General features: G+C 75.2%; 15 protein-coding genes. 6 read left to right on the top strand and 9 right to left on the bottom strand.

Annotated elements, in window-relative coordinates:
• Positions 1-409: 409 nt before the first annotated feature.
• The 5 genes from BL253_RS02150 to BL253_RS02130 all read right to left on the bottom strand — a co-directional run bounded on the left by BL253_RS02150 (position 410) and on the right by BL253_RS02130 (position 8,880).
• The gene (locus tag BL253_RS02150) at positions 410-1,639 is read right to left on the bottom strand and encodes an ATP-binding protein (RefSeq protein ID WP_241834433.1); all 1,230 of its coding nucleotides are present in this window, start codon (positions 1,637-1,639) and stop codon (positions 410-412) included.
• Positions 1,640-1,963: 324 nt separating this feature from the next.
• Positions 1,964-4,711 (bottom strand): beta-glucosidase family protein, encoded by a 2,748-nt coding sequence (locus tag BL253_RS02145; RefSeq protein WP_241834432.1) that lies wholly within the window; start codon positions 4,709-4,711, stop codon positions 1,964-1,966.
• A 507-nt stretch (positions 4,712-5,218) separates the two neighbouring features.
• A complete protein-coding gene (locus BL253_RS02140) occupies positions 5,219-6,478 on the bottom strand; it encodes an SAF domain-containing protein (protein ID WP_241834431.1) in 1,260 nt (419 codons plus the stop codon).
• 204 nt (positions 6,479-6,682) lie between these two features.
• Positions 6,683-7,972, bottom strand: coding sequence for an apiosidase-like domain-containing protein (locus BL253_RS02135; RefSeq protein ID WP_076813102.1), 1,290 nt, complete (start codon positions 7,970-7,972; stop codon positions 6,683-6,685).
• A 203-nt stretch (positions 7,973-8,175) separates the two neighbouring features.
• Positions 8,176-8,880, bottom strand: a complete 705-nt coding sequence (locus BL253_RS02130; protein ID WP_076813101.1) for a TetR/AcrR family transcriptional regulator — start codon at positions 8,878-8,880, stop codon at positions 8,176-8,178.
• Positions 8,881-9,068: 188 nt separating this feature from the next.
• Between BL253_RS02130 and BL253_RS02125 the strand changes: the two genes are divergently transcribed.
• The gene (locus tag BL253_RS02125; RefSeq protein WP_076813099.1) at positions 9,069-10,193 is read left to right on the top strand and encodes an ATP-binding cassette domain-containing protein; all 1,125 of its coding nucleotides are present in this window, start codon (positions 9,069-9,071) and stop codon (positions 10,191-10,193) included.
• Entirely contained in the window at positions 10,193-11,044 is an 852-nt protein-coding gene (locus tag BL253_RS02120) for an ABC transporter permease (protein WP_076813098.1), read from the top strand. The genes BL253_RS02125 and BL253_RS02120 overlap by 1 nt, the downstream gene beginning before the upstream one ends.
• A gap of 75 nt (positions 11,045-11,119) precedes the next feature.
• Here the strand turns inward: BL253_RS02120 and BL253_RS02115 are convergent, their stop codons facing one another.
• Entirely contained in the window at positions 11,120-11,875 is a 756-nt protein-coding gene (locus BL253_RS02115) for an enoyl-CoA hydratase-related protein (protein ID WP_076813096.1), read from the bottom strand.
• Positions 11,876-12,160: 285 nt separating this feature from the next.
• Here BL253_RS02115 and BL253_RS02110 point away from each other — a divergent pair, with 285 nt between their 5' ends.
• The gene (locus tag BL253_RS02110) at positions 12,161-12,718 is read left to right on the top strand and encodes a hypothetical protein (protein WP_076813093.1); all 558 of its coding nucleotides are present in this window, start codon (positions 12,161-12,163) and stop codon (positions 12,716-12,718) included.
• An 85-nt stretch (positions 12,719-12,803) separates the two neighbouring features.
• Here BL253_RS02110 and BL253_RS02105 read toward each other — a convergent pair whose 3' ends face one another.
• Positions 12,804-13,904, bottom strand: coding sequence for an enoyl-CoA hydratase/isomerase family protein (locus BL253_RS02105; protein ID WP_241834430.1), 1,101 nt, complete (start codon positions 13,902-13,904; stop codon positions 12,804-12,806).
• Positions 13,905-13,956: 52 nt separating this feature from the next.
• On the opposite strand from BL253_RS02105, the gene BL253_RS02100 reads away from it, so the two are divergent.
• The 3 genes from BL253_RS02100 (at position 13,957) to BL253_RS02090 (ending at position 18,270) form a co-directional block, all read left to right on the top strand.
• Positions 13,957-15,585 carry a CoA transferase gene (locus BL253_RS02100; RefSeq protein ID WP_076813088.1) on the top strand — a complete coding sequence of 543 codons (1,629 nt, stop codon included), beginning with the start codon at positions 13,957-13,959 and terminating at the stop codon, positions 15,583-15,585.
• Positions 15,579-17,216, top strand: a complete 1,638-nt coding sequence (locus tag BL253_RS02095; protein ID WP_076813085.1) for an amidohydrolase family protein — start codon at positions 15,579-15,581, stop codon at positions 17,214-17,216. The genes BL253_RS02100 and BL253_RS02095 overlap by 7 nt, the downstream gene beginning before the upstream one ends.
• A 136-nt stretch (positions 17,217-17,352) precedes the next feature.
• A complete protein-coding gene (locus BL253_RS02090; RefSeq protein WP_076813082.1) occupies positions 17,353-18,270 on the top strand; it encodes a sterol desaturase family protein in 918 nt (305 codons plus the stop codon).
• Here BL253_RS02090 and BL253_RS02085 read toward each other — a convergent pair whose 3' ends face one another.
• Together BL253_RS02085 and BL253_RS02080 are read right to left on the bottom strand one after the other, a co-directional pair.
• Positions 18,271-18,777, bottom strand: coding sequence for a pyridoxamine 5'-phosphate oxidase family protein (locus tag BL253_RS02085; protein ID WP_076813080.1), 507 nt, complete (start codon positions 18,775-18,777; stop codon positions 18,271-18,273). It lies immediately after the preceding gene.
• A gap of 167 nt (positions 18,778-18,944) precedes the next feature.
• Complete coding sequence (locus tag BL253_RS02080) at positions 18,945-20,606, bottom strand: class I adenylate-forming enzyme family protein (RefSeq protein ID WP_081437909.1); 1,662 nt, start codon at positions 20,604-20,606, stop codon at positions 18,945-18,947.
• Positions 20,607-20,609 lie beyond the last annotated feature (3 nt).

The following is a 20,609-nucleotide window of genomic DNA, read 5'->3' as shown; positions in this document are numbered from 1 at the left end:
CGGGCACCGCCGGCAGGCCAGCCAGCGAGCCCGCTGACCAGGACATTGATGCTTCGATCGGCGCCCGCCGCCCCGATTCTGCCCCCTTCAACCGGGCAGCCTCGTTGTCGCTGACATGTTCAACGATTGTTTTTCGTACGCTCGCGCGTCGTCGCGGGCACGCTCGCTGCCGGTCGCGACGAGCTCGCCCGCCGACGCCACCCGCTCGCTCACCGGCGCCGGGCGCGGCCTGCGCGGCCTGCGCCGTCGATCAAGGCCGCCGGGAGAAAGGAGGATCGCACAGCCGGGCCGATGAGCTGGCCTTGTCCAGCCGGGCTGGTCAGCGGGCTCGTTGCCTGGGCCGGTCAGCCGGGCTGGCTAACCGGGCTGGTCAGCCCGGCTCGCTAACCGGGCTGGTCAGCCGGGCTGATCAGCTGGGCCCGCCGGCGGGCTCGCCTGGCAGCTCTCGCTCTCGCCGCTGGCGCAGGTACTCCTCGAAGCTCAGCGGCGGCGGCACCGGCTGGCCGCTGCCCGCGGCGCGCAGCTGGGTGACCAGACTGGAGACGTACCAGCGCCGGAAGTCTCGATGCGCCGGCGGCGAGGCCAGCGTGAGCAGCCGCGCCTCCCGCGCGTACTCGTCCGCCTTGTCGAGGGCCGCCAGGTACTCCTCGCCGGCCTCGGCGGTGCTCGCCGGCAACCGCAGCTCCAGCTGGGTGCGCGGCTGCCCGGCCGCGGCGGCGGCCAGCGCCTGCCGGCGGATCGCCTGCCTCGCCTCGCCGAACCGTTCGGTCACCGTCCGGATCAGCTCCGCCAGCTCCGGCGGGACCGGGGCGCTCTCGCCGTTGATCCCGCCCACCGCGGCCAGGGTGAACTCGCGGACGAGGTTGTCGACATGGCTCTTCGCGGCGAGCAGCAGGTCGGTCGAGACGTCGCCGAGGCTGACGCGGTAGCGCGGCGGCGAGCCCAGGCCGTGCTCCGTCGTCGCGGCGTCCGCCGGCGCCGTCGCCACGGCCGGGTCGGCGCTTCGACCGCCACCGCGGCCAGGCCCGGACTCGGCCTGCGCGGCGGGGACGGCGGCACCGTCCAGGCCTGTCCCCGCCGGTCCTGCCCCCTCCAGCCCGGTCTCGACCGGGCTGGAGGGGGCCGAGCCGGCGGGGTACGAGCCGGCCTGGCCGCCCGGCTCCTCGGCGCCGACGAGGTCGACCTCGGCCCAGACGACCTTGCCGTGCCGGTGCACGTCCGTCCCCCACCTCGCCGCGATGGCGGCGACGAGCGCCAGCCCGCGGCCGGTCATCGTGTCCGCGCTGCTGCGGGCGCGCAGGGGGGCCACCTGGCTGGTGTCGGCCACCTCCACCCGCAGCGATGTGCCACGGGCGACGAGCCGGAGATGGACGGGAGGCTCACCATGGAGCACGGCGTTGGTCAGCAGCTCGCCAGCGAGCAGCTTGATGTCGCCGATGAGGTCACGCATGGGCAGGGTCGCGCGGGCCAGCCGGCTGGAGATCTCCCGACGAGCCCGCGGCACGGCTTCCGGCGCGCCATCGACCCGCAGCGCCATCAACACCTCACCGCCAGCGGCCTCGGCGTCGCCAGACGCCCCGTCGGCGTCCGGATCCGACCCACTCGTGGTGCCATCGGTGTTTCCACTGCCGTCGATCACATGCGTCCCCAGCTCGGCGGATCGGCCGAAGGAGCTGCGATCATGCCCATCCAGTGCGCCTCCGGAAACCATTGGCGGCAATGCCGGCCCTGCGGTGCCTTGCGTACCCCGGCCGCATGGGGACGAATCACCATGCCCCAAAACATGACAGGCAGTCCGATCCCGGGACAGGAAGCTAGCTTCCCCTTTTTTACGTCAGCGGCCCGACAGGCCGGGCAGGCCGGGCAGGCCGGGCAGGCCGGGCAGGCCGGGTGCCCCACCCGCCCATCGACCCGGCCGGCGGCCCAGGCGACGGTCATGGCGGCCGAGCGAGCGCGGCGGCGGTCAGGCTGGCGTCACCACGGCGACGGCGTCGCGCAGGGTGAGCGTGGCGCTGGACTGGCCGACCCCGATCGTGAAGGTGCCCGGCTCGGTCGACCAACCGCCCGCGCCGTCGCCGTCGCTCGCCGGCCGCCAGTGCTGGAAGGCGCGCGGCGCGATCTCGACCGAGACGGTGACCTGTTCACCGGGAGCCGCGTCGGCCGTCGCGAAGCCGGCCAGCCACAGCGCGGGACGCTCGAGCGCTGAGTCCTCGCGGCTCAGGTACGCCTGGACGACGGTGCGGCCGGGACGGTCACCGCTGTTGCGCACGGTGACCCGCACGCGCGCCGCCTCGCTCGGGGCGACGGCCGCCGGGACGTCGAGCGACTCGTACACCCAGGTGGTGTAGCCGAGGCCGTGGCCGAACGGATAAGCCGGGCCGTCGGGCGGTGAGGCGGCGAGCCGAGAGCCCGCCGCCGCCGGCCCGTCGGGCGACGACCCCACGGCGCGCCGGGACCAGCCCCGGTAGCCGACGTGAATACCCTCGCCGTAGTCCAGGGCGCCGTCGACCGGTGTGACCGACCAGACCGGGCAGTCCTCGGCCCTGGCCGGCCAGCTCGTCGGCAGCCGGCCGCCGGGCTCCACGCGGCCGAGCAGCACGTCGGCGAGCGCCGCGCCGAACTCCTGTCCCGGGAACCAGGACAGCAGCACGGCCGGCACCTCGTCGCGCCAGGGCAGGAGCACCGGCGCGCCCGCGTTCACGACCACGACCGTACGGGGGTTGGCGGCGGCCACCCGGCGCACCAGCTCGTTCTGCTCGACCGGGAGGCCCAGGCCCGCGCGGTCGACGCCCTCGCTCTCGACCCGGTCACTCGTGCCGACGACGACGACCGCCACATCGGCCGAGGCGGCGAGCCGGACGGCGGTCTCGAGCTCCTGCGCGCCGGGCGGCGACGGGTCCTCGCCCAGCAGCGCGAACGACGCGAGCGGCATCCCCGCCGGCAGGTCATGGCGCAACGTGAGCAGCACGTCCTCGCCCGCCGTCAGGTCCATGCCGGCCCACCAGACCGGCGGGCGCAGGAACGCCGCGACGATGTCCCCGTCGGGTGGCTGGAGCGTGTCGTCGTAGAGCACGGTCTCCGTGCCCGTGCCCGTGCCGGTACTGGTGCCGGTGTCTCCCGTGGTCGCGACGCCGACGAGGGCGCGCAGCGAGAACCGGCCCATGCCCGCGAAGCCGAGCGGGTGGTGACCACTCGCCCGGGCGGTCAGCAGCGCCGTCACCTCCACCCTGGCCGAGCTGGCGAGCACCGGGTCGTCCATGAACAGCAGGCGGCCGGACAACCGCCGTTCGCTGCGCAGCAGCTTCCCGGCCTCGTCGAAGAAGCGGACCCGCAGACCCGGCTCGCCCGACTCCGGGTCGCGCGCGCCCGCGATCGACAGCGGCGCGGGCCAGGGCTCCGCGCGCACACCGGTGGCGGTGACAATCTCGATGTCCTCGCCAAGCGCGGCCCGCAGCCCGTCGGCCGGGCCGACCAGGTGCGGCGGGAAGACGGTGGCGCTGCCACCGCCCTGCCCACGGGGCAGCGTGGCGTTCGGCCCGATCACGGCGACCCGGCGTATCTCACCGGACGCGTCGCCCGCGGCGGTGAGCGGGAGCAGCCCGCCCTCGTTGCGCAGCAGCACCATGCCGCCCGCCGCCGCCCGCCGCAGCAGGTCGCGCGCGTATGGACCGGCAGGGTCGGCCCCCTCGTCGCCGGCGGCGCCGACCCGGTCGCTCTCGCCCACCGTCTCCTCGGCGCCGGTGGCCTGGTCAGGGCCGGCCGGACCGGCCAGGGCGCCGACGCGGGCGGCCAGGCGCAGCAGGCGGCGGGCCTTGTCCTCGACGAGTTCGGCGGGGACGCTCCCGTCCCRCACCGCGGCGACCAGGGCCGGGCCCCATGGACCCCCCGGGCCCGGCATCACCAGGTCCAGGCCGGCCAGCGCGGACAGAACGGTCGAGCGGGTGGCGATCCAGTCGGAGACGACCAGGCCGTCGAAACCCCATTCGTCCTTCAGCGGGCCGCGCAGCAACGCGCTCTCGGTCATCGTCGCGCCGCCCACGCTGTTGTACGCGGCCATCACCGCCCATACGCCGGCCTCACGGACCAGCGCCTCGAACGGCGCGAGGTAGACCTCGCGCAGCGCGCGCTCGTCCACGCGGACGTCGACGGTGAACCGGTCCGTCTCGGACTCGTTCGCGACGTAGTGCTTCGCGGTCGCCGCGACGCCGCCCGCCTGGATCCCACGTACCAGCGCGGCGCCCAGCCGCGCGGTCAGCAGCGGGTCCTCGGAGAGGCACTCGAAGTGGCGGCCGCCGAGCGGGCTGCGGTGCAGGTTGACGGTCGGGCCGAGCACGACGTCGACGCCCTTCGCCCTGGCCTGCGCGGCGAGCAGCCGACCGACGCGGCGCAGCAGCGGCTCGTCCCAGGTCGCCGCGAGCGCGGACGGGCACGGCAGGTTGGCGGACGGCTCCCGCTCGTCGGCACGCTCGCCGCGAACGCCGGCCGGGCCGTCGGAGAGCACCATCGCCCGCAGCCCGCCGTCAGGCGATGGCCACGTCCGCCAGAACGACGCGCCGGTGAGCAGCCGGACCCGCGCTTCCAGATCCAGCCGGGCGAGCGCCTCCGCGACCCGCTTCTCCAGCACGTCCGCGCTGTCCGGGACGCCCGCCCCGGCGACGTCCGCCCTCGCGGCGTCTCCGTTCACGACGTCCCTGGCCACTGTGTCCTCCACCCGCACGCCCCGCGCGACCCGACCTCGCCGCCACCGGCCGGCAGGTGGTGGGCCGGTCCCGGCGGAACCGGCCCGCCAACGGCGGGCGGGTGCGCGGATGTTCCGATACCACCTTCTACACTTCAGTAGCTAGAGAGTAGTGTCAGGCCCCAAACCATCACCGGATATGCCTGTCTTCACCAAACCGCCCGCACAGCTACGCAAAGCCCCGCAATGGTCGCACGGTTACCGGCGAAGACGCTGACCGGGCCGCCCACGGCCGTGGCAGGCCTGACGGCGGTCAGTGTGACCGGAGGTGGCGACCACCTACGCCTGACATCGTGCACGCCAGAGTCCCAGCCGCCGATCCGGGGGTCCGCCGCAGTGCCTACGTCTCTGGACCTGGCGTTGGCTGGCCTGCTCTCGGTCGGCCTGGCGTCAGTGGACCGGCTGGCAGGTGACCCGCCGCCGGTCGACCGGCGGCCCGTCGACCGGCTGCCCGTCGACCCGCGGTTAGCTGACCCGCGGTTAGCTGACGGAGTGCCGCTGGGCGCGGCCGTTCGCCAGCGGCACGGGCGACGAGGGCTGGCTCGGCACGCGCGCCCCGGCACCGGCGGGAGGCGTCAGGACCGACTGCAGCGTCCAGCGCCAGGCTCGCAGCGCGAGGCTCTCAGGCACGTCCACGTGCTCGAAGCGCACGGTCTCGCCGGCGGCGACGGGACGCTCGACCGTCGCCCCGCCGAGCAGCCCGATGGGCACGTGGTCGGGCTCGTCGGCGATCAGCACCGCCTCGCCACGCACCTGGAACCCGCCGATGGCCTGCCCGATCGGCTCCCCCGCCGCCAGGTCGCGCTTGGCCACCGCCGCGACGCTGGCCCGCGGGTTCGGGCCGTTGTTGAAGGCGATGAGGTCTCCGCGCAGCAGCCGGTCGATCGTCAGCGGGATCTCCAGATTGCAGAGATGGAAAGGGCGTTCCAGCAGGACGTATGGCGAGTCGCCGAGCCTGACCTTGTAATAGTGGAGGAACTCGCCGAGTTCCTCGGTGAAGGTGGCCACGACGAACACACCCGGGTTCCCGTGCTCGGGCAGCACGTAGTCGCTGAGGGGATCCCCGCCACGCGCCGCGGCGGCCTCGGCGAGCTGGAGGGCACCCGTCCGCACGGTGTCGGTGCGCGGACCGAGCAGGCCGCGGCGCGCGATCGTCGCGCCGAGCCCGTTGGCGACGAGCGTCTGCTCGATCTGCAGCTTGGTGCCGTCGGTGAACGAGGTGACCTGGGTCAGCGAGATACCCTGCCGCCGCGCCCAGTAGTCCATCTCCGCCGGCGTCGGGTTGTGGTTCAGGAAGCCCTTGATGTTGCCGTAGACCAGCGGGGTCACGCCCATCTGCATGGCCTCGTGCGCGAGCAGCGCGAGCGTGCCTGGCTGGTCGCCCTGGGCCTCGAAGATGGGTCCGAGGCTCGCCAGGTACGAGCCGGCGGTCACCTGCAGCTCGGCGTCCATGGTGATCACCGGCAGCCGGGCCTCCAGGACCGCGGCCGCCACCTCGGTCCCGTGGACCGCGTCGCCCGTCGTGATCACGACCACGTCGGACTGGGCGATCAGGCGCTCCACCGAGTGGGTGACCTGACCGTCCCAGGGGCCGGCCGCGTCGTCGAGCGGGCGCCGGGTGAGCACCCGCGACAGCCGCAGCCGGGACGATCGGCGCAGCATGTGCGCGAGGCCGCGCGCGATGTACCCCGTCCCCACGACGCCGACCCGCACCTCCGCCGACGACAGTGGGGACGCCACACCGGGCGCCGGCCACGCGATGGACGAGGCGGACCGCATCGTTCTCATAGTCATGTCAGCACTCGCAGTCATCAGAATGTCGCCGTGGGCATCGATGCCGTCGGGCTGGGGAGCGCTGGCCGCCTCACCCGGACACGTGAGCCGTTGGGCACTGGTGACGTTCCTTCCATGGCGGTGACGCCGCCCGGGGGCGTTTTTCGGCCGTCACGTGAGCAGGACAATCGGGCCCTCGCCGGGCGGCTGCGCGACGAGCTCCCCCTGGTCGGGGGCGAAGTACCGGCCACCGGCGTCCCGGCCGGCCGGTCGCGCCGGCAGGTCGGCGACCGCCACGTCGGGATAGAACGTGACGGCTCCCGAGCCGTCGGCCCGGGCCCGGGTGATCGAGCGGAGCGTTCCACCGGAGGCGTCGACGGTCGTGACGCCCCGGGCGTCCGGGAGTCCGTGCCGCAGCAGCACCCGATGGCTCGCGCCGAGCAGGCCCGCGGTGGGCAGCGCGGCCGCGGTGTCCAGGCTCTGCTTCCCCCAGTGCGCCAGGAACGCGCCGTCGCCGGCGTTCCACATCCCATGCGCGCCGTAGCAGTAGGCCGCCGCGCCGGCGAGCATCGACACCCAGTAGGCGAACAGCTGGTCGGTGGGGCCGAAGTCGTCACGGATCCCCTCGTACCAGGGCTCCAGGTTGATGAACGGCCGGCCGGGGAAGCGCTGGGCGATCCGCGCCGGCCACTCCCACAGCAGCGGCCGGCTGGCCTGGTCGTGGCCGGTCTGCACGGTGACGGCGGCGAGCAGGCCGGCGCGGTCCAGCGCGTCCGCGCTGGTCTCGCCCGGGATGACGTGCGCGAGCACCGGCCGGTCGGTCGAGGCGGCGAGCGTGCCGAGCACCTCGTCCCAGCCCTCGCGGCGTGCCCGCGCCGCGGCGGCGTGCCGGTGGCGGACGTAGCGGGCGCGCAGGGGCCGCAGCACTCCCTTGAGCCGGCCCGGCAGGCGGGCACGCGCGGCACTCAGCCGCAGGTCGTCGGTGGACCTGTCGGGCAGCAGCGCGTCCTCGGCGCCGATCCACAGGTTGGTCTCACCGGACAGGCAGTACAGGACATCCAGGTCGTCCAGCCGGTCCACCAGCCGCGCCCACCACGCGATGGCGCCGGGAACGCCGAGCCAGGCCAGCTGGTGGCCCCAGCAGCCGTAGACGACGGCCGTGAGCCCGACGGCGTTGAGGCGCTCGATGCGCCGCCTGGCGTGGTCGAGGTAGTGCGTGTTCGGGCGGCCGTCCGCGAACCAGGGAGGGCCGTGGCTGCTCCAGGCGTTGGCATTGCCCGGGCCCACCTCGGGCGGAATCCCGACGACGAGCTGGACGGCGCTGAACCCCTGCGCGGCCCGTAGCCCGGCCAGCTCGGCGAACCTGTCGTCGGACAGCCTGCTGGTGAGCGCGAACCACCAGGTGTCGGCCAGGAAGCAGGGCACACCCTCCGGGGCGGCCACCATCCCTGGCAACGACATGCTTGCAGTCAACTCCCGTCACACAGGTCGCGAGACGGCGGGGTCGGGCATAACGGGCCCTCGCGACAATGAAGGACGGTCGTGGTCAGCCGAACTGTACCCACGTGACCTGGTCCAACGACGAGGCGTGCGTCTTGACCGCGTTTGTCCCACCGTGACAGCTGCCGAGCCTATCCAGGTCGGCCGCGCGAACGGCCCGGACGTCAGCCTGCCGACCCTGCCAGTGGCAGGGAACCTCCCCGCCCGGCCATAGCGGGCGTATCGCCGTCACGCGCACCACCGGCGTTCACGGCGGCATCCTCGGGGTCGGCGTCGGGCGAGACGCCACCGGGCTCGAGGATGTCGCGGACCACGGAACGCARCTCCGCCCGCAGCTCCTCAGTCGAGATCTCGGCGAAGACGTCGCCGGTCACCACCAGCCCCACGACCACCGCGCCCAGCGCGAACGACAGCCGCAGGCGCCGCGCCCGCGGTACCCCCAGGTCGCTCAGCAGGCGCCGGGCGCGGTCCTCGATGTCCTGGTTCGCGTCGTCATGCGTGTGATCCTGGAGCTCCTCCAGCGCCGCGTGGTTGCGCAGGTGGAACATGAAGAGCTGGCGGTTCTCCAGCAGCAGGTCGACGAAATCGTCGATCATGGGGATCCAGTCGGCCGGGCGAACCCGGTCCAGGTCGATCCGATCCAGCCCCGCCCGGCCGATCTCGTGCAGGCGCAGGTGCAGCGCCAGCAGGATGTCGTCCTTGCTGGCGAAGTGGTAGTACAGGGCGGCCTTGGAGAAGCTCATCCGCTCGGCGATCTCACGCAGCGAGGTCTTCTCGTAGCCGTTCGCGGTGAACAGCTCGAGCGCGACGTCGAGGATCTGCTCCCGCGTGCTCTTCTCCCCCGCGGGGCGCGCCGGCGGCCTGGCCATCAGCCAATCCTACCTGTCGGCAGGCCGACAAGCGGATCCACAGATCCTCCCGGTCGATCTCATCAGACCCGGCCGCGCAGGCGGCGGACACCCCAGCCAAACCGCGACGCGGAACTTACTTGACGGCCGGCAGGTTTTACGCTGTCCTTACCGTGCGGCAAGTAACCACTCTAGGGAAAGAGGACCGGATGGTCCAGACGATGATCGAGGCCGAGGGCCTCGCCAAGCGCTACGGCGAGACGCGGGCGCTCGCCGGGATCGACCTGAGCGTCCCGGCGGGGACGATCCTGGGGGTGCTCGGCCCCAACGGGGCGGGCAAGAGCACCGCCGTGCGGATCCTCACCACGCTGGCGAGGCCGACCAGCGGCTGGGCCAGGGTCGCCGGCCACGACGTGGTCACCCAGGCCGGCGAGGTCCGCCGCCGGATCGGCGTGACCGCGCAGGACGCGACGCTGGACGAGGCGCTGACCGGCCGGCAGAACCTGCGGATGGTCGCCGAGCTCGCCGGCCTGCGCCGCGCCGAGGGCGCCGCCCGGGCGACCGAGCTGCTCGAGCGGTTCGAGCTGACCTACGCGGCCGACCGGCCGGTGCGCGGCTACTCGGGCGGCATGCGCCGCCGGCTCGACCTGGCCGCGAGCCTGGTCGCCAATCCACCGGTGCTCTTCCTCGACGAGCCGACCACCGGTCTCGACCCGACCAGCCGCGTCCGGATGTGGGACGTCATCCGTGAGCTGGTCGGGCAGGGCACCACCCTGCTGCTCACCACCCAGTACCTCGACGAGGCGGACGCGCTGGCCGACCGGATCGTCGTGATCGACCACGGCCGGATCATCGCGAACGGCACCCCCAGCGAGCTGAAGGGCGCCGTCGGTGGGACCCGGCTCGAGGTCACCCTCACCACCGCCCACGGCGGCGCGGTCGGGGCGCTCGTGCCGCTGGTCGCGGGGCGGGTCGACGTGAGCGCCGACGGCCGGCGGCTGCGGGCCGCGGTCAACGCCGGCGCGGGCGTGGCGACGGCGGTGATCCGCGCGCTCGACGCCGTCGGCGCGGTCGTCGACGACGTGGCGGTGCACCCGCCGTCGCTCGACGACGTCTTCTTCGCGCTCACCGGCACCGGCGCCGCCGCCGCCGGCCAACCGTCGGCCGCCGCCAGTGACGCCAGTGACGCCGACGCCACCACCGGCTCCGGCGCCAACACCGACGCCGGTGGCCCGGCCTATGCCGCCGAGCCGACGCCTCGGCCGCGTACGCCCGCCATGGCCACGGGCACGCCGGCCGCCTCCCACTCCGACAAGCTCAAGGGAGCCTTGTGATGACCCAGCTCGCGCCGGCGCTCAACGCCGCCCCGAGCCTCCCGGCACGCTCCGGGATGTTCTCCCGCCCTTTCCGGGACGTCGCCGTCCTCACCCGGCGCAACCTCATCCACATCGCCCGCGAGCCTCTGCAGCTCTCGGACGTCCTGATCCAGCCGGTGCTGTTCACGCTGCTGTTCGTCTACGTGCTGGGCTCCGGAATCTCGCTCCCCGGCGGCTCGTACACGGACTTCGCGATCGCCGGGCTGGTCGTGCTGAACCTCACCACCTCGGTGATGGGAACCGCCGTCGGGCTGACCACCGACCTGAACACCGGCACGATCGACCGGCTGCGCGCACTGCCGATCTGGCGGGCGGCGGTGCTGGTGAGCCGTTCGGTGGCCGACATTCTCTCGGCGGTCCTGTGCATGACGATGGTGCTGCTGACCGGGCTCGTCATCGGCTGGCGCCCGCATACCTCGGTGCCCGAGTTCATCGCCGGGTTCGCGATCCCGCTGCTGTTCTCCTACGCGCTGATCTGGGCGACGGCCTGCCTCGGCATGGTGACCGAAGGGCCGGAAAGCGCGCAGGGCATCGGCCTGGTGATCCTCTTCCCGCTCGCGATCGTGTCGAACGCGATGGTCCCGACCGCGGGGATGCCGGCGTTCGTCCGCGCGATCGCCGACTGGAACCCGGTCAGCGCCGTCGCCGCCGCGACCCKCCAGCTCTTCGGCAATCCCAACCCGTCGGCCGCGGCCCACGCCTGGCCGATGCAGCATCCGATCCCCGCGGCCATCCTGTGGTCGGTCGCGATCCTCGCGGTCGCCGCCCCGCTCGCCGTCCACCTCTACCGCCGCCGCACCACGGACTGACACCCGGACCGACACCTGGTCCGGCTCCGGGCCCGCGACGGTACGCCGCCGTCGCGTGCCCGGCCGGCGGTCTGGTCAGGATGTGGCGGCGCGGGCGGCCGCGTCCTTGCGGCTCATCGACCACATCTGCGGGGAGCGCTCGACCTCGACGCCGACGTCCCAGGAGACGCCGGGGTTGCCGGTCGAGCGGCGGAAGGAGGCGACCGTGCGCCGGGAAAGCTCCGGGTCCGCCGCCGCGACCGCGGCGAGGTCGAAGGCCGTCTGGTCGACGGCCGCGTCGTCGACGTCGACCCAGGCCATGCCGAGCTCGACGGCGCGCGTCCCGGTGATCGTGGCGCCGAACAGGCCCAGCGCGGCGGCCGCCTCCCGGCCGGCCGTCCGCTCGAGCAGCGCGAAGTGCCCGCCACCCGGATGCAGGCCGATCCGAAGGAAGCCGGACAGCAGGCGGGCGTCGCTGCCTACGACCCGCAGGTCGGTGGCGAGCGCGAGGTTCATCCCCGCGCCGACCGCCGCCCCGCGGATCGCGGCGATCGTGGGCGAGCGCAGCTCACCGACCCGCAGGAACGCCCGGTAGATCGCCTCGATGTTCTTGAAGTGCGCGTCCTCGGCCGGGTCCGCCCCGGCGCCGGCGAGCACCGCGCGGTCGGCGCCGGCGCAGAACGACGCGCCGCCGCCGATGACGACCGCGCCGACCCCGCCGTCCGCGTCCGCCTCGTCGAGGGCCGCGACCAGCTCGGCCGCCATCGCGACGGTGAGGGCGTTGCGCCGGGCCGGCGCGTCCAGGGTCACGACGGCGACGCCGTCGCTGACCTCGTAGCGGATCTCGCTCATGGTCCGTCCTGTCGACGTTGGGAACGGGCTGGGCCGCGATGACTGGCGAGCGGTGTCGTCCACCGACCCGATCCGCCTAGGCACGCTACCGACGCCAATCACGACATGCCTCCGGTCTCCGCCCCTCCGGTCCTTCGCTCCTTCGGTCGCTGGTCCCGCCCGCTCGTCAGCCTTCTCGCTTCCGGCCAGCAGAGCCACGCTTCCCGCCATCTCGACGGCCCGGCCCACGGTCGCGCGGCGTGCCGGTCTGGTTTGGGTGGGCCCACGAACGGTGAGCCTTCGAAGATGACGGAACCGGGGCAGGTCACCACATCGGGGTGGCTGGGCGGGGCGGACGGGCGGCGGCTGCTGGCCAGCTATCTCAACCATCAGCTGGCCGACGCGGCGGCGGCACTGCGGCTGGCGAGGCGGATGGCGGGCATCCACCGTGATTCGGCGTTCGGCGTGGCGCTCATGGGCATCTCCACGGAGYTGGCGCAGGACCAGGCCTCCGTCCGCGCGGTGATGGACCGGCTCGACCTCCCGACCAGCCGCTACCGGGCGGCCGTCGGCCTGCTGGTCGACACCGCCGCCCGGCTCACCCCGACCAGTCAGCTCCAGGCCAGGTCGCCGCTGCGGCCGGCGCTGGAGCTGGCGGCGCTGCGGCTGGCCGTCGAACGCAAGTGGACGGTCTGGACGACCCTGCGCGCGCTCGTCGACCAGGACAGCCGGCTCGACCCCGGCCGCCTCGACGCGCTCGCGTACCGCGCCCGCCGTCAGGCCGACTCCCTCGACGAGCTGCGCCACGACGCCGCCCGCGCCGCCCTCTCCCCACGCACCCACACCGACGCCGCCAGCGCTTAGCCACTGACACGGTGCGCGCGGGCACGGCGCGCGCGGGCACGGCGCGCGGCCGGCGAGGCGGTGCGGGTACCAGCGGGCCCGCACGTCAGCGGGGTGCGGCTACCTCATCCACCAGGCCCCAACGCAGTGCGGTGGAGGCGTCGAGGAAGGTGCCGGTGAGGACCATCCAGGCGGCGCGGTGCCGGCCGACCCGCCGCGTCACGCTGACCGTGCCGCCGGCGCCCGGCACCAGGCCGAGGCGCAGCTCGGGGAGCTGGATCGCGACGTCCGGGGCGGCGACGACGCGGTCGGCGAAGGCCGGGATCTCGATGCCGGCGCCGACACAGGCGCCATGGATGTACGCGACGGTCCGGTGGGGGCAGCGGACGATCTCCGCGCCGGCGCTGGCGCCCGTCCTGACCAGGTGTGCCCTGGCCAGGTCCGGGGCGGTGCCGAACTGGGTGAGATCGCCGCCCGCGCCGAACGCGGGCCCGGTGGCGGCCAGCTCCACCTCGGTGAGGGAGTCGTCGGCCGCCGCGGCACGCAGGGCGGCGACGAGCGCGTCCCGGGTCGCCGTGTCGAAGGCGTTGCGGGCCTCCGGCCGGTTGAAGGTCAGCACCAGCCGGTCGCCGTCGCGGCGGGTCAGCACGGGCTGGGCGACGGGCCGGTGCTCGCGCGGCGGGCGGGCGGCGAGCCAGCGGGCGAAGTCCCCGCCTGCCAGCAGCGTCGAGTACGCCAGCGACTCGGCGACCAGCCCGTCCAACGGCTCGAGCCGCCCGGCCATCCGCAGCAGCCCGACGAGCGCCACCGCGGCCTCCGGGTGCTCGCCGACCGCCCGGACCAGCGTGGCCACGGCCGCGTCCACGTCATCGCCCGGCGCCAGCACCTCGGGGAGCAGCACGTCGAGGCCGGCCAGGGCGGGGATCGACGGGCGGCCCGAGCCGGGACCCGGATGATCGGCCCCTGGCCCTGGCCCTGGCCCTGCTCCGGCTCCGGCTCCGGCCCCGGCGTGGGCCCCAGGGCCGACGCCGACGAGCACGAGCGGTGGGCGACGGGCGGTAAGCGCCGCCACCTCGTCCGGGCGCGCGTCGGCCAGGTCGACGAGGAGGATCGGCGTGGGGAAGACATCGGCGAGGTCGGCCGGCGACAGTGACCGGACCAGGTCGAGCGCCGACCCGGCCGGCAGCGCCTGCGCACCCAGTGCCATGGACACGGCCATACCGTATGCCCGGCGGGCGTGAGGAAACKGGGAGAGGGCGGTGACGGTGGCGGCGACCAGGGCGCGGGCGGCTCTCCCGGACGTGCTGTCCGACTGGGCCGCCGACCTGCGCGCGGGCCGGGGCGAGGCCGGCGGCTGGGAGGTCGAGGCCGGCGGCTGGGGGTACGGCGTCGAACCGGCCTGGGCGGCGAGCGGGGCGATGGCGCTGACCGGGCATCCCGACGCGGCCCCGCTGGGGCTGACCGTGCCGTTCGTGGCCCGGCTCGACGCGGCGCTCGCCGTCATCCGGGCGCTGGCCGCAGAGCTGGGGCATCCCTTTCCCGCCCCCGCCGGCGCTCCCCCGCATCCGCCCGCGAGCGGCGGCCAGCTCCTCGGCGAGCGGGCCGCCGCCCTCGGGCTGACCCGCGGCGGGGTCTTCTCCGCGGGCCGGGCCGCCCGGCTGATCCGCGCCGCCGACGGCTGGCTCGCCGTGAACCTCGCCCGGCCGGACGACGTCGACCTGCTGCCCGCCTGGCTGGAGAGTGACGACCTCGAGCCCACCGACGCGGACCGCGCCGACAGCGCCCGGCCGCCTTCCGAGCGCGGCCAGGACGGCGCGCCGCCGTCGCGGGCACGGCCGTGGAGCGCGCTGGCCGCCGCCGTCGCCGGCCGGCCGGTGACGGTGCTCGCGGAGCGGGCCGAGCTGCTGGGGCTGCCGGTCGCCCTGGTCGTCGACCCGGCGACGGCGGCGGCCGACGCCCAGGCGCTGGCCAGGGGCCAGCGCTTCCCGTTCGCGCCCTTCCTCGTCGACGGCCGCCCGCCGGACGCGCCCACCGGCGGCGGCGCCCGCCTCAAGGCCGGCCGCCAGACCGGCGGGCGCGGCGGCGCGGGCGGCGACGGGGGGTTCACCGTCGTCGACCTGTCCTCGCTGTGGGCCGGGCCGCTGTGCGCGCACCTGCTGGGGCTGGCCGGCGGCCGGATCGTCAAGGTCGAGGGCGCCGGCCGGCTCGACGGCGCCCGCCAGGGGCCCGCCGCGTTCTACGACCTGCTGCACGCCGGGCACGCCAGCGTCACCGTCGACCTGCGCCGCGCCGAGGGCCGGGCCGCGCTGGTCCGGCTGATCGAACGCGCCGACGTCGTGCTCGAGGCGTCCCGCCCGCGCGCGCTCGACCAGCTCGGCATCGACCCCGCCGCGATGATCAGCCGGAACCCGCGCCTGACCTGGGTGAGCATCACCGGCTACGGCAGGACCGGGCCGTGGCGGCAACGCCCGGCCTTCGGGGACGACGCGGCGGCCGCGGCGGGCGCCGTCGCCGTCGACGCGGCCGGCGGCCCCGTCTTCCTCGCCGACGCGGTGGCCGACCCGGTCACCGGCGTCCTCGCCGCCGCCGCCGCGCTCGCGAGCCTCGCCACCGGCGGCGGCCGCCATGTCGACGTCGCACTGCGCGAGGCCGTGGGCTCGCTGCTGGCCGGCCGTCCCACCCTGCCCGACCACGACCCGGGCCCGCCCGCGCCTCCCGGCGGCGGGGCGCCCTTCGCCGTCGCCGCGCCACGCCTGCGAGCGTCCACCGGGCACGCCGCCCCACCCGGCCACGACAACTCCCGCCTGCTGGACGCCCAGGCATCCGGCGCCCATGCCTCCGGCGGCCGAGCCTCCGGCGGCCGAGCCTCCGGCGGCCACGCATGCTGATCGTCAACGCGGAGATCGACGGCCAGGGCGGCCGGGCGGTGCGGATCGACGGCGGACTGGTCGCCGCCGTGGGCGACGGCGCCGGCGGGGATGGCCCGCGCGCGCGGCGCGGCGAGGAGGTGGTCGACGCGCGCGGCGGAATGCTGCTGCCCGGGCTGCGTGACCACCACATCCACCTGCTGGCGCTCGCCGCGCTGGCCTCGTCGGTGCCGGTCGGTCCACCGGCGGTGCGTGACGCGGCGCAGCTGGCCGGCGTGCTGCGAGTGGCGGCCGCGGGCCTCCCGCCCGGCCGCTGGGTGCGGGCCGTCGGCTACCACGAGTCGGTCGCCGGCGACCTCGACCGCCATGCGCTCGACCGGATCGTCGCCGACGTTCCGGTACGGGTGCAGCACCGCTCCGGCGCGCTGTGGGTCCTCAACTCGGCCGCCCTCGCGGCGCTGCGCGTGCCCGCCGGACGCACGGCCGACACGCGCACGACCGGCGGGCCCACAGCCGGCGGGCCCACAGCCAGCGGGCCCACAGCCAGCGGGCCCACAGCCAGCGGGCCCACAGCCAGCGGGCCCACGACCGGCGGTGACGCCGCGGCCGGCCTGCCGGCGGACGGCCGCTTCTTCCGCGAGGACGACTGGCTCGGTCAGCTGCTGGCCGCGGCGGGCGCCGGCGGCGTGGTGGAACGGGCGGACCTCGCCGCGGTCGGCGCCCGGCTGGCCAGCCACGGCGTCACCGGCGTGACCGACGCGACCGCCACCACCGGCCCTGCTCAGGTGGCGACGCTGCGGGCGGCGGTCGAGGACGGGGCCATCCCGCAGCGCCTGGTGCTGACGGGGCCGCCCGATCTGGTCGCGTCGCCGGCTCCCGACGGGGCCACGCGCAACCGCCCCATGATCTGGTGGGATCTTCCGGGCCATGACGCCGAGGAACCCACCAGATCATGGAACGGCGAGGTGGGCCGGCTCGGATTCGGGCCGGTGAAGATCGTGTTGGACGACGGGCAGCCGGTCGAGCTGGACGAGCTGGCGGCGACGGTGCGGGCGGCGCGGGCCCGCGGCCGGCGGGTCGCGGTCCACTGCGTCACCCGGCTTCAGCTCGCCCTCGCGCTCGCGGCGCTGGACGCGGGCGGCGGCGCGCTGCCCGGCGACCGGATCGAGCACGGGGCGGTGCTGCCGCCCGATCTCGCCGAGCCGGTCGCCGCGGCCGGCCTCACCGTGGTCACCCAGCCGCACTTCCTCGCCGAGCGCGGCGACGCCTACCTGCGCGACGTCGAGCCGGACGATCTGCCCTGGCTGTACCGGTGCGCCGGCCTGCTCGCCGCCGGCATCCCGCTGGCCGCCGGCACGGACGCCCCGTTCGGCGGCGCCGACCCGTGGGCCTCGATGCGGGCGGCCGTGCGCCGCCGGGCCCCGTCCGGCCAGGTCATGGGCCCCGGCGAGACGCTGCCCGCGGCCAGGGCACTCGCGCTCTACCTCGGCGACCCGGCTGATCCGGGCGGCCCGCCGCGCCGGGTCGTCCCCGGCGCGCCCGCCGACCTGTGTCTGTTCGCCCAGCCCGCCCGGGCGGTGCTGGCCGACCTCGACCCCGGCCCGGCCGTCCTCACCCTGGTCGCCGGCGCCGTCGTCCACCGGGCCGGCTGAGGCGCCAGACGAGGTACCGGCCGATCATCGAGCGGTTCGGTGTCCAGGCGCCGCCGCACGTGGCATACCGGTTGTTCTGCGGCTTTCCCAGCCAGGTCGACTGCCGGACACCAGCAGGACACGTAAAGTCCACGTCATGGTCAACGGCTTCCTGCTGCACGGCCCGAGATCGGTCACCCGGCGCCTGGGCCCCGCCGGCGCTGTCCTCTCCGGGGCGGCCAGACGCAGGCCCCGGCCGGACGCCGCCCGCGCGGGGCAGGCCAGGACCGCCCTGCAGGCACGCTACCGCCGGTTCGTACGGGTCCTCGACCCGCCGGGACCGCATGGCCGCGCGACCGAGGTCAGCACGCTGCCCGGCGCCCTGCGCCGTTTCCTGGAGCACCCGCGCCCGCCGGTGCTGATCGGCGTCGTCGCGACGCTCGGAGCGGCCCGCGCGAGCCGCGGGGACTTCCGCCGGTCCGACGCGGCGGTCGCCGTCGGCTGCGCGGCGGCGCAGCCCTTCGTGGAGTGGGCGATTCACCGCTTCACGCTGCACGCCGCGCCGGAAGGCTGGTACGGCCGCGCCGCCTACCAGGCGGCCGGCTGGGGCCACGCCCAGCACCACCGGGACCCGGCGAACCTGAACTCGATGTTCATGCGGGGGCAGGACATGCTCGGCGCCGGGGCGGTCGCGCTCGCGGCCGGTGCCATCGGCTCACCGCGGCTGGCCACCGGGATGTTCTGCGTCGGAGCGGCGGTGCTCGCCTACGACTGGACGCACTTCCTGATCCACACCCGCTACCAGCCGCGCTCGGCATTCTACCGGMAGGCCTGGCGCAACCACCGGCTGCATCACTTCCGCAACGAGCGCTACTGGCTCGGCGTCACGTCCTCCGTCGCCGACGTGCTGCTGCGCACCAGCCCGGCGCGCGACGCCGTCGCCGTCTCCCCCGCCGCGGCCCACCCGGACGCCCACCCCCCGCGCCGGGGCGGCGTGGACGCCGGCGGAGCGGACGCCGGCGGAGCGGACGCCGGACCTTCACTGGCGACGACCGCCCCGACCAGCCCGGAGTAGCTACATCCCGGTCTTGCGGAAGTCCCAACTGACGATCTTCTCCGGGACGAGCTTCAGCCAGGCGTGCCGGCCGTCGTAGTGGAACTTCCCGTTGCCGTACTTCTCGCCGAACAGCCGCTCGGGCTCGGCGAGCAGGTCGGCCGCGGCCGCGTCGCCGGTGCGCGGCACCTCGCCGACGACGGCGACGTGCCCGATCAGCTCGACGCCGCGCAGCTCGCCGAAGCCGTGGCCGGTGTCGATGATGACCGAGACGCGCGGGTCGCGGTTGAGGTCCGTCCAGCGCTGGCTCTTGACGATGCTGTTCAGCCAGAACGCCGTGCCGTCCCAGACGAACCACAGCGCCGAGGTGTGCGGGGCGCCGTCGGCGCCGACGGTGGAGACACGGCAGGTGCGCTCCTCGGCGAGGAACGTGTCGATCTCGGCGGGCGCCATCGCTATCCGCCGCCCGCGTCGCTGCTGGCGCGGGGTCCCGGGCGCCGAGCCTTCCGCCGCGGTGTCGACACTCATCGTCGTCCCATCCCTTCGTCAACCGCCCGGCCGGTGCCACCGGCGCGCAGGAATTTCGTTCCCACTGGCGAGAATAGTGCTCTCACCAGCGCGGGCGCTGGTCTCGGCGCGCTCACCGGCCCTCGGGCGCGGCCGGCACCCGCCAGCCACGGATGCCGAACGCGCGGTCAACGCGCCGGCGCGGGCTCCTGGGCCACCGGCGGTGTCATCCGCTGGAGTGCCCACTCGCGCAAGGTCGCCTTCGCGACCTTCTCGAGGGTGGCGCGAGGCAACGCGTCGACGACGTGCACCGCGCGCGGCACCTTGAAGTCGGCGAGCGAGGACCGGCAGCTCGCGATGATCTCCGCCTTCAGCACGTCGTGATCGTCGCCGGCCGCGTCGGTGACCGTCACGAACGCGACCGGTACCTCCTGGCGGACCGGGTCCGGCTGGGCGACGACGGCGCACTCGTACACCCCGGGCACGGCACCGACGACCCGCTCGATCTCGGCGGCGGCCACGTTCTCGCCGCTGACCTTGAGCATGTCCTTCGACCGGCTGGAGAAGCGGACCGCGCCACTCGGCAGCAGCGTCACCTCGTCGCCGGTCCGGAAGTAGCCGTCCTCGTCGAAGGCGGCGGCGGTGGCGGCCGGGTCGCCGAGGTAGCCGGCGAACAGCGACAGCCCGCGCACCCCGCCGACGCGCAGCTCGCCGGTCTGGCCGGGCCCGGCGTCCCTGCCGTCGTCAAGCCGGATCCGGACGTCGTAACCGGGCGCCGGGCGCCCGATCGTCCGGGGCTGCGGCTCGGGCGCGTCCGGGTCGCCGATGATGACGGTGGTGACGACCTCGGTCATGCCCCAGGCGCTGAACAGCCGCACGYGGAACAGCCGCTCCAGCTCGGGCATCTCCAGGCCGAAGATCCAGCTGCGGTAGGTGTGCTCCGCCGGCACCGGCATGCGCGGCAGGACCTGGATCATGATGCCGACCAGGCCGGTGACCGTACAGGCGTTGCGGATCGAGGTGTCCCAGAACCGGCTGGTGGAGAACTTCGGCACCAGCACGATCGTCCCGCCGACCCACAGCGTCGGCAGCAGTTGCCAGGTCAGCGCGTGGGTGTGGAACAGCGGCGCGAAGACGAACATCCGGTCGGCGTCGCGCAGCTTCCAGTGCGCGGCGCCGGTGCGCGCCGCCCACAGGGCGTTGGCGTGTGTGTAGAGGACGGCCTTCGGCCGGGCGGTGGTACCGGAGGTCAGCTGGACCGACAGCGGCATGGCCGGGTCCGCCGGGCGTGCCGGTGGCAGCGTCGCCGGGTCGCCGCGCAGGTCCGGGACGAGGCCGGTGGCCGGGTCGAGCAGGACGCGCCAGCCGAGGCCCGCGGCCGTGGCGCCGTCGGCCAGGCCGAGGCGCGGGTCGGTGACGATGCCGACGGCGCCGACCAGGCCGGCGGCGTGCGCCAGCTCGTCCTCGACGTAGCGGGTGTTCACGTCGACGGCGATCGCGCCGAGACGGGCACAGGCGAACCAGACGTGCAGGAAGGCGGGGCTGTTGTCCAGGTGCAGGATGACGGCGTCGCCGGGGCGGACGCCGCGGGCGGCGAGCCCCGCCGCGGTCGCCTCGACGTCGCGGGCGAACTCGGCGTAGGTCCAGGTCGCGCCGGCGCCGTCCGGCGGGTCCCAGACGAGGAACGGATGGTCGCCGCGGCGGGCGACGCGGTCCGCCAGCAGCGCCGCCACGTCCATCGCCACGAACGGGTGCAGCGGCGGCAGGACGACGTGCCGGGCGTCGATCCCGGTCTCCCGCCCGTCCGCCGCCGCGCCGCCGGCCACGCCCGCGCTGTCGTCGGCGCTCATGCG

Source organism: Pseudofrankia asymbiotica (genome assembly GCF_001983105.1).
GTDB classification, from domain to species: domain Bacteria; phylum Actinomycetota; class Actinomycetes; order Frankiales; family Frankiaceae; genus Pseudofrankia; species Pseudofrankia asymbiotica.
Note: the sequence above shows the minus strand (reverse complement) of the source record. Positions and strands in the feature narration are given on the sequence as shown.

Bases quoted from the DNA above. Each gene is read 5' to 3' on its own strand.
- BL253_RS02135 (WP_076813102.1), bottom strand. From the start codon at position 7,972: ATGTCGTTGCCAGGGATGGTGGCCGCCCCGGAGGGTGTGCCCTGCTTC.
- BL253_RS02125 (WP_076813099.1), top strand. From the start codon at position 9,069: ATGGTCCAGACGATGATCGAGGCCGAGGGCCTCGCCAAGCGCTACGGC.
- BL253_RS02115 (WP_076813096.1), bottom strand. From the start codon at position 11,875: ATGAGCGAGATCCGCTACGAGGTCAGCGACGGCGTCGCCGTCGTGACC.
- BL253_RS02105 (WP_241834430.1), bottom strand. From the start codon at position 13,904: ATGGCACTGGGTGCGCAGGCGCTGCCGGCCGGGTCGGCGCTCGACCTG.
- BL253_RS02095 (WP_076813085.1), top strand. From the start codon at position 15,579: ATGCTGATCGTCAACGCGGAGATCGACGGCCAGGGCGGCCGGGCGGTG.
- BL253_RS02085 (WP_076813080.1), bottom strand. From the start codon at position 18,777: ATGAGTGTCGACACCGCGGCGGAAGGCTCGGCGCCCGGGACCCCGCGC.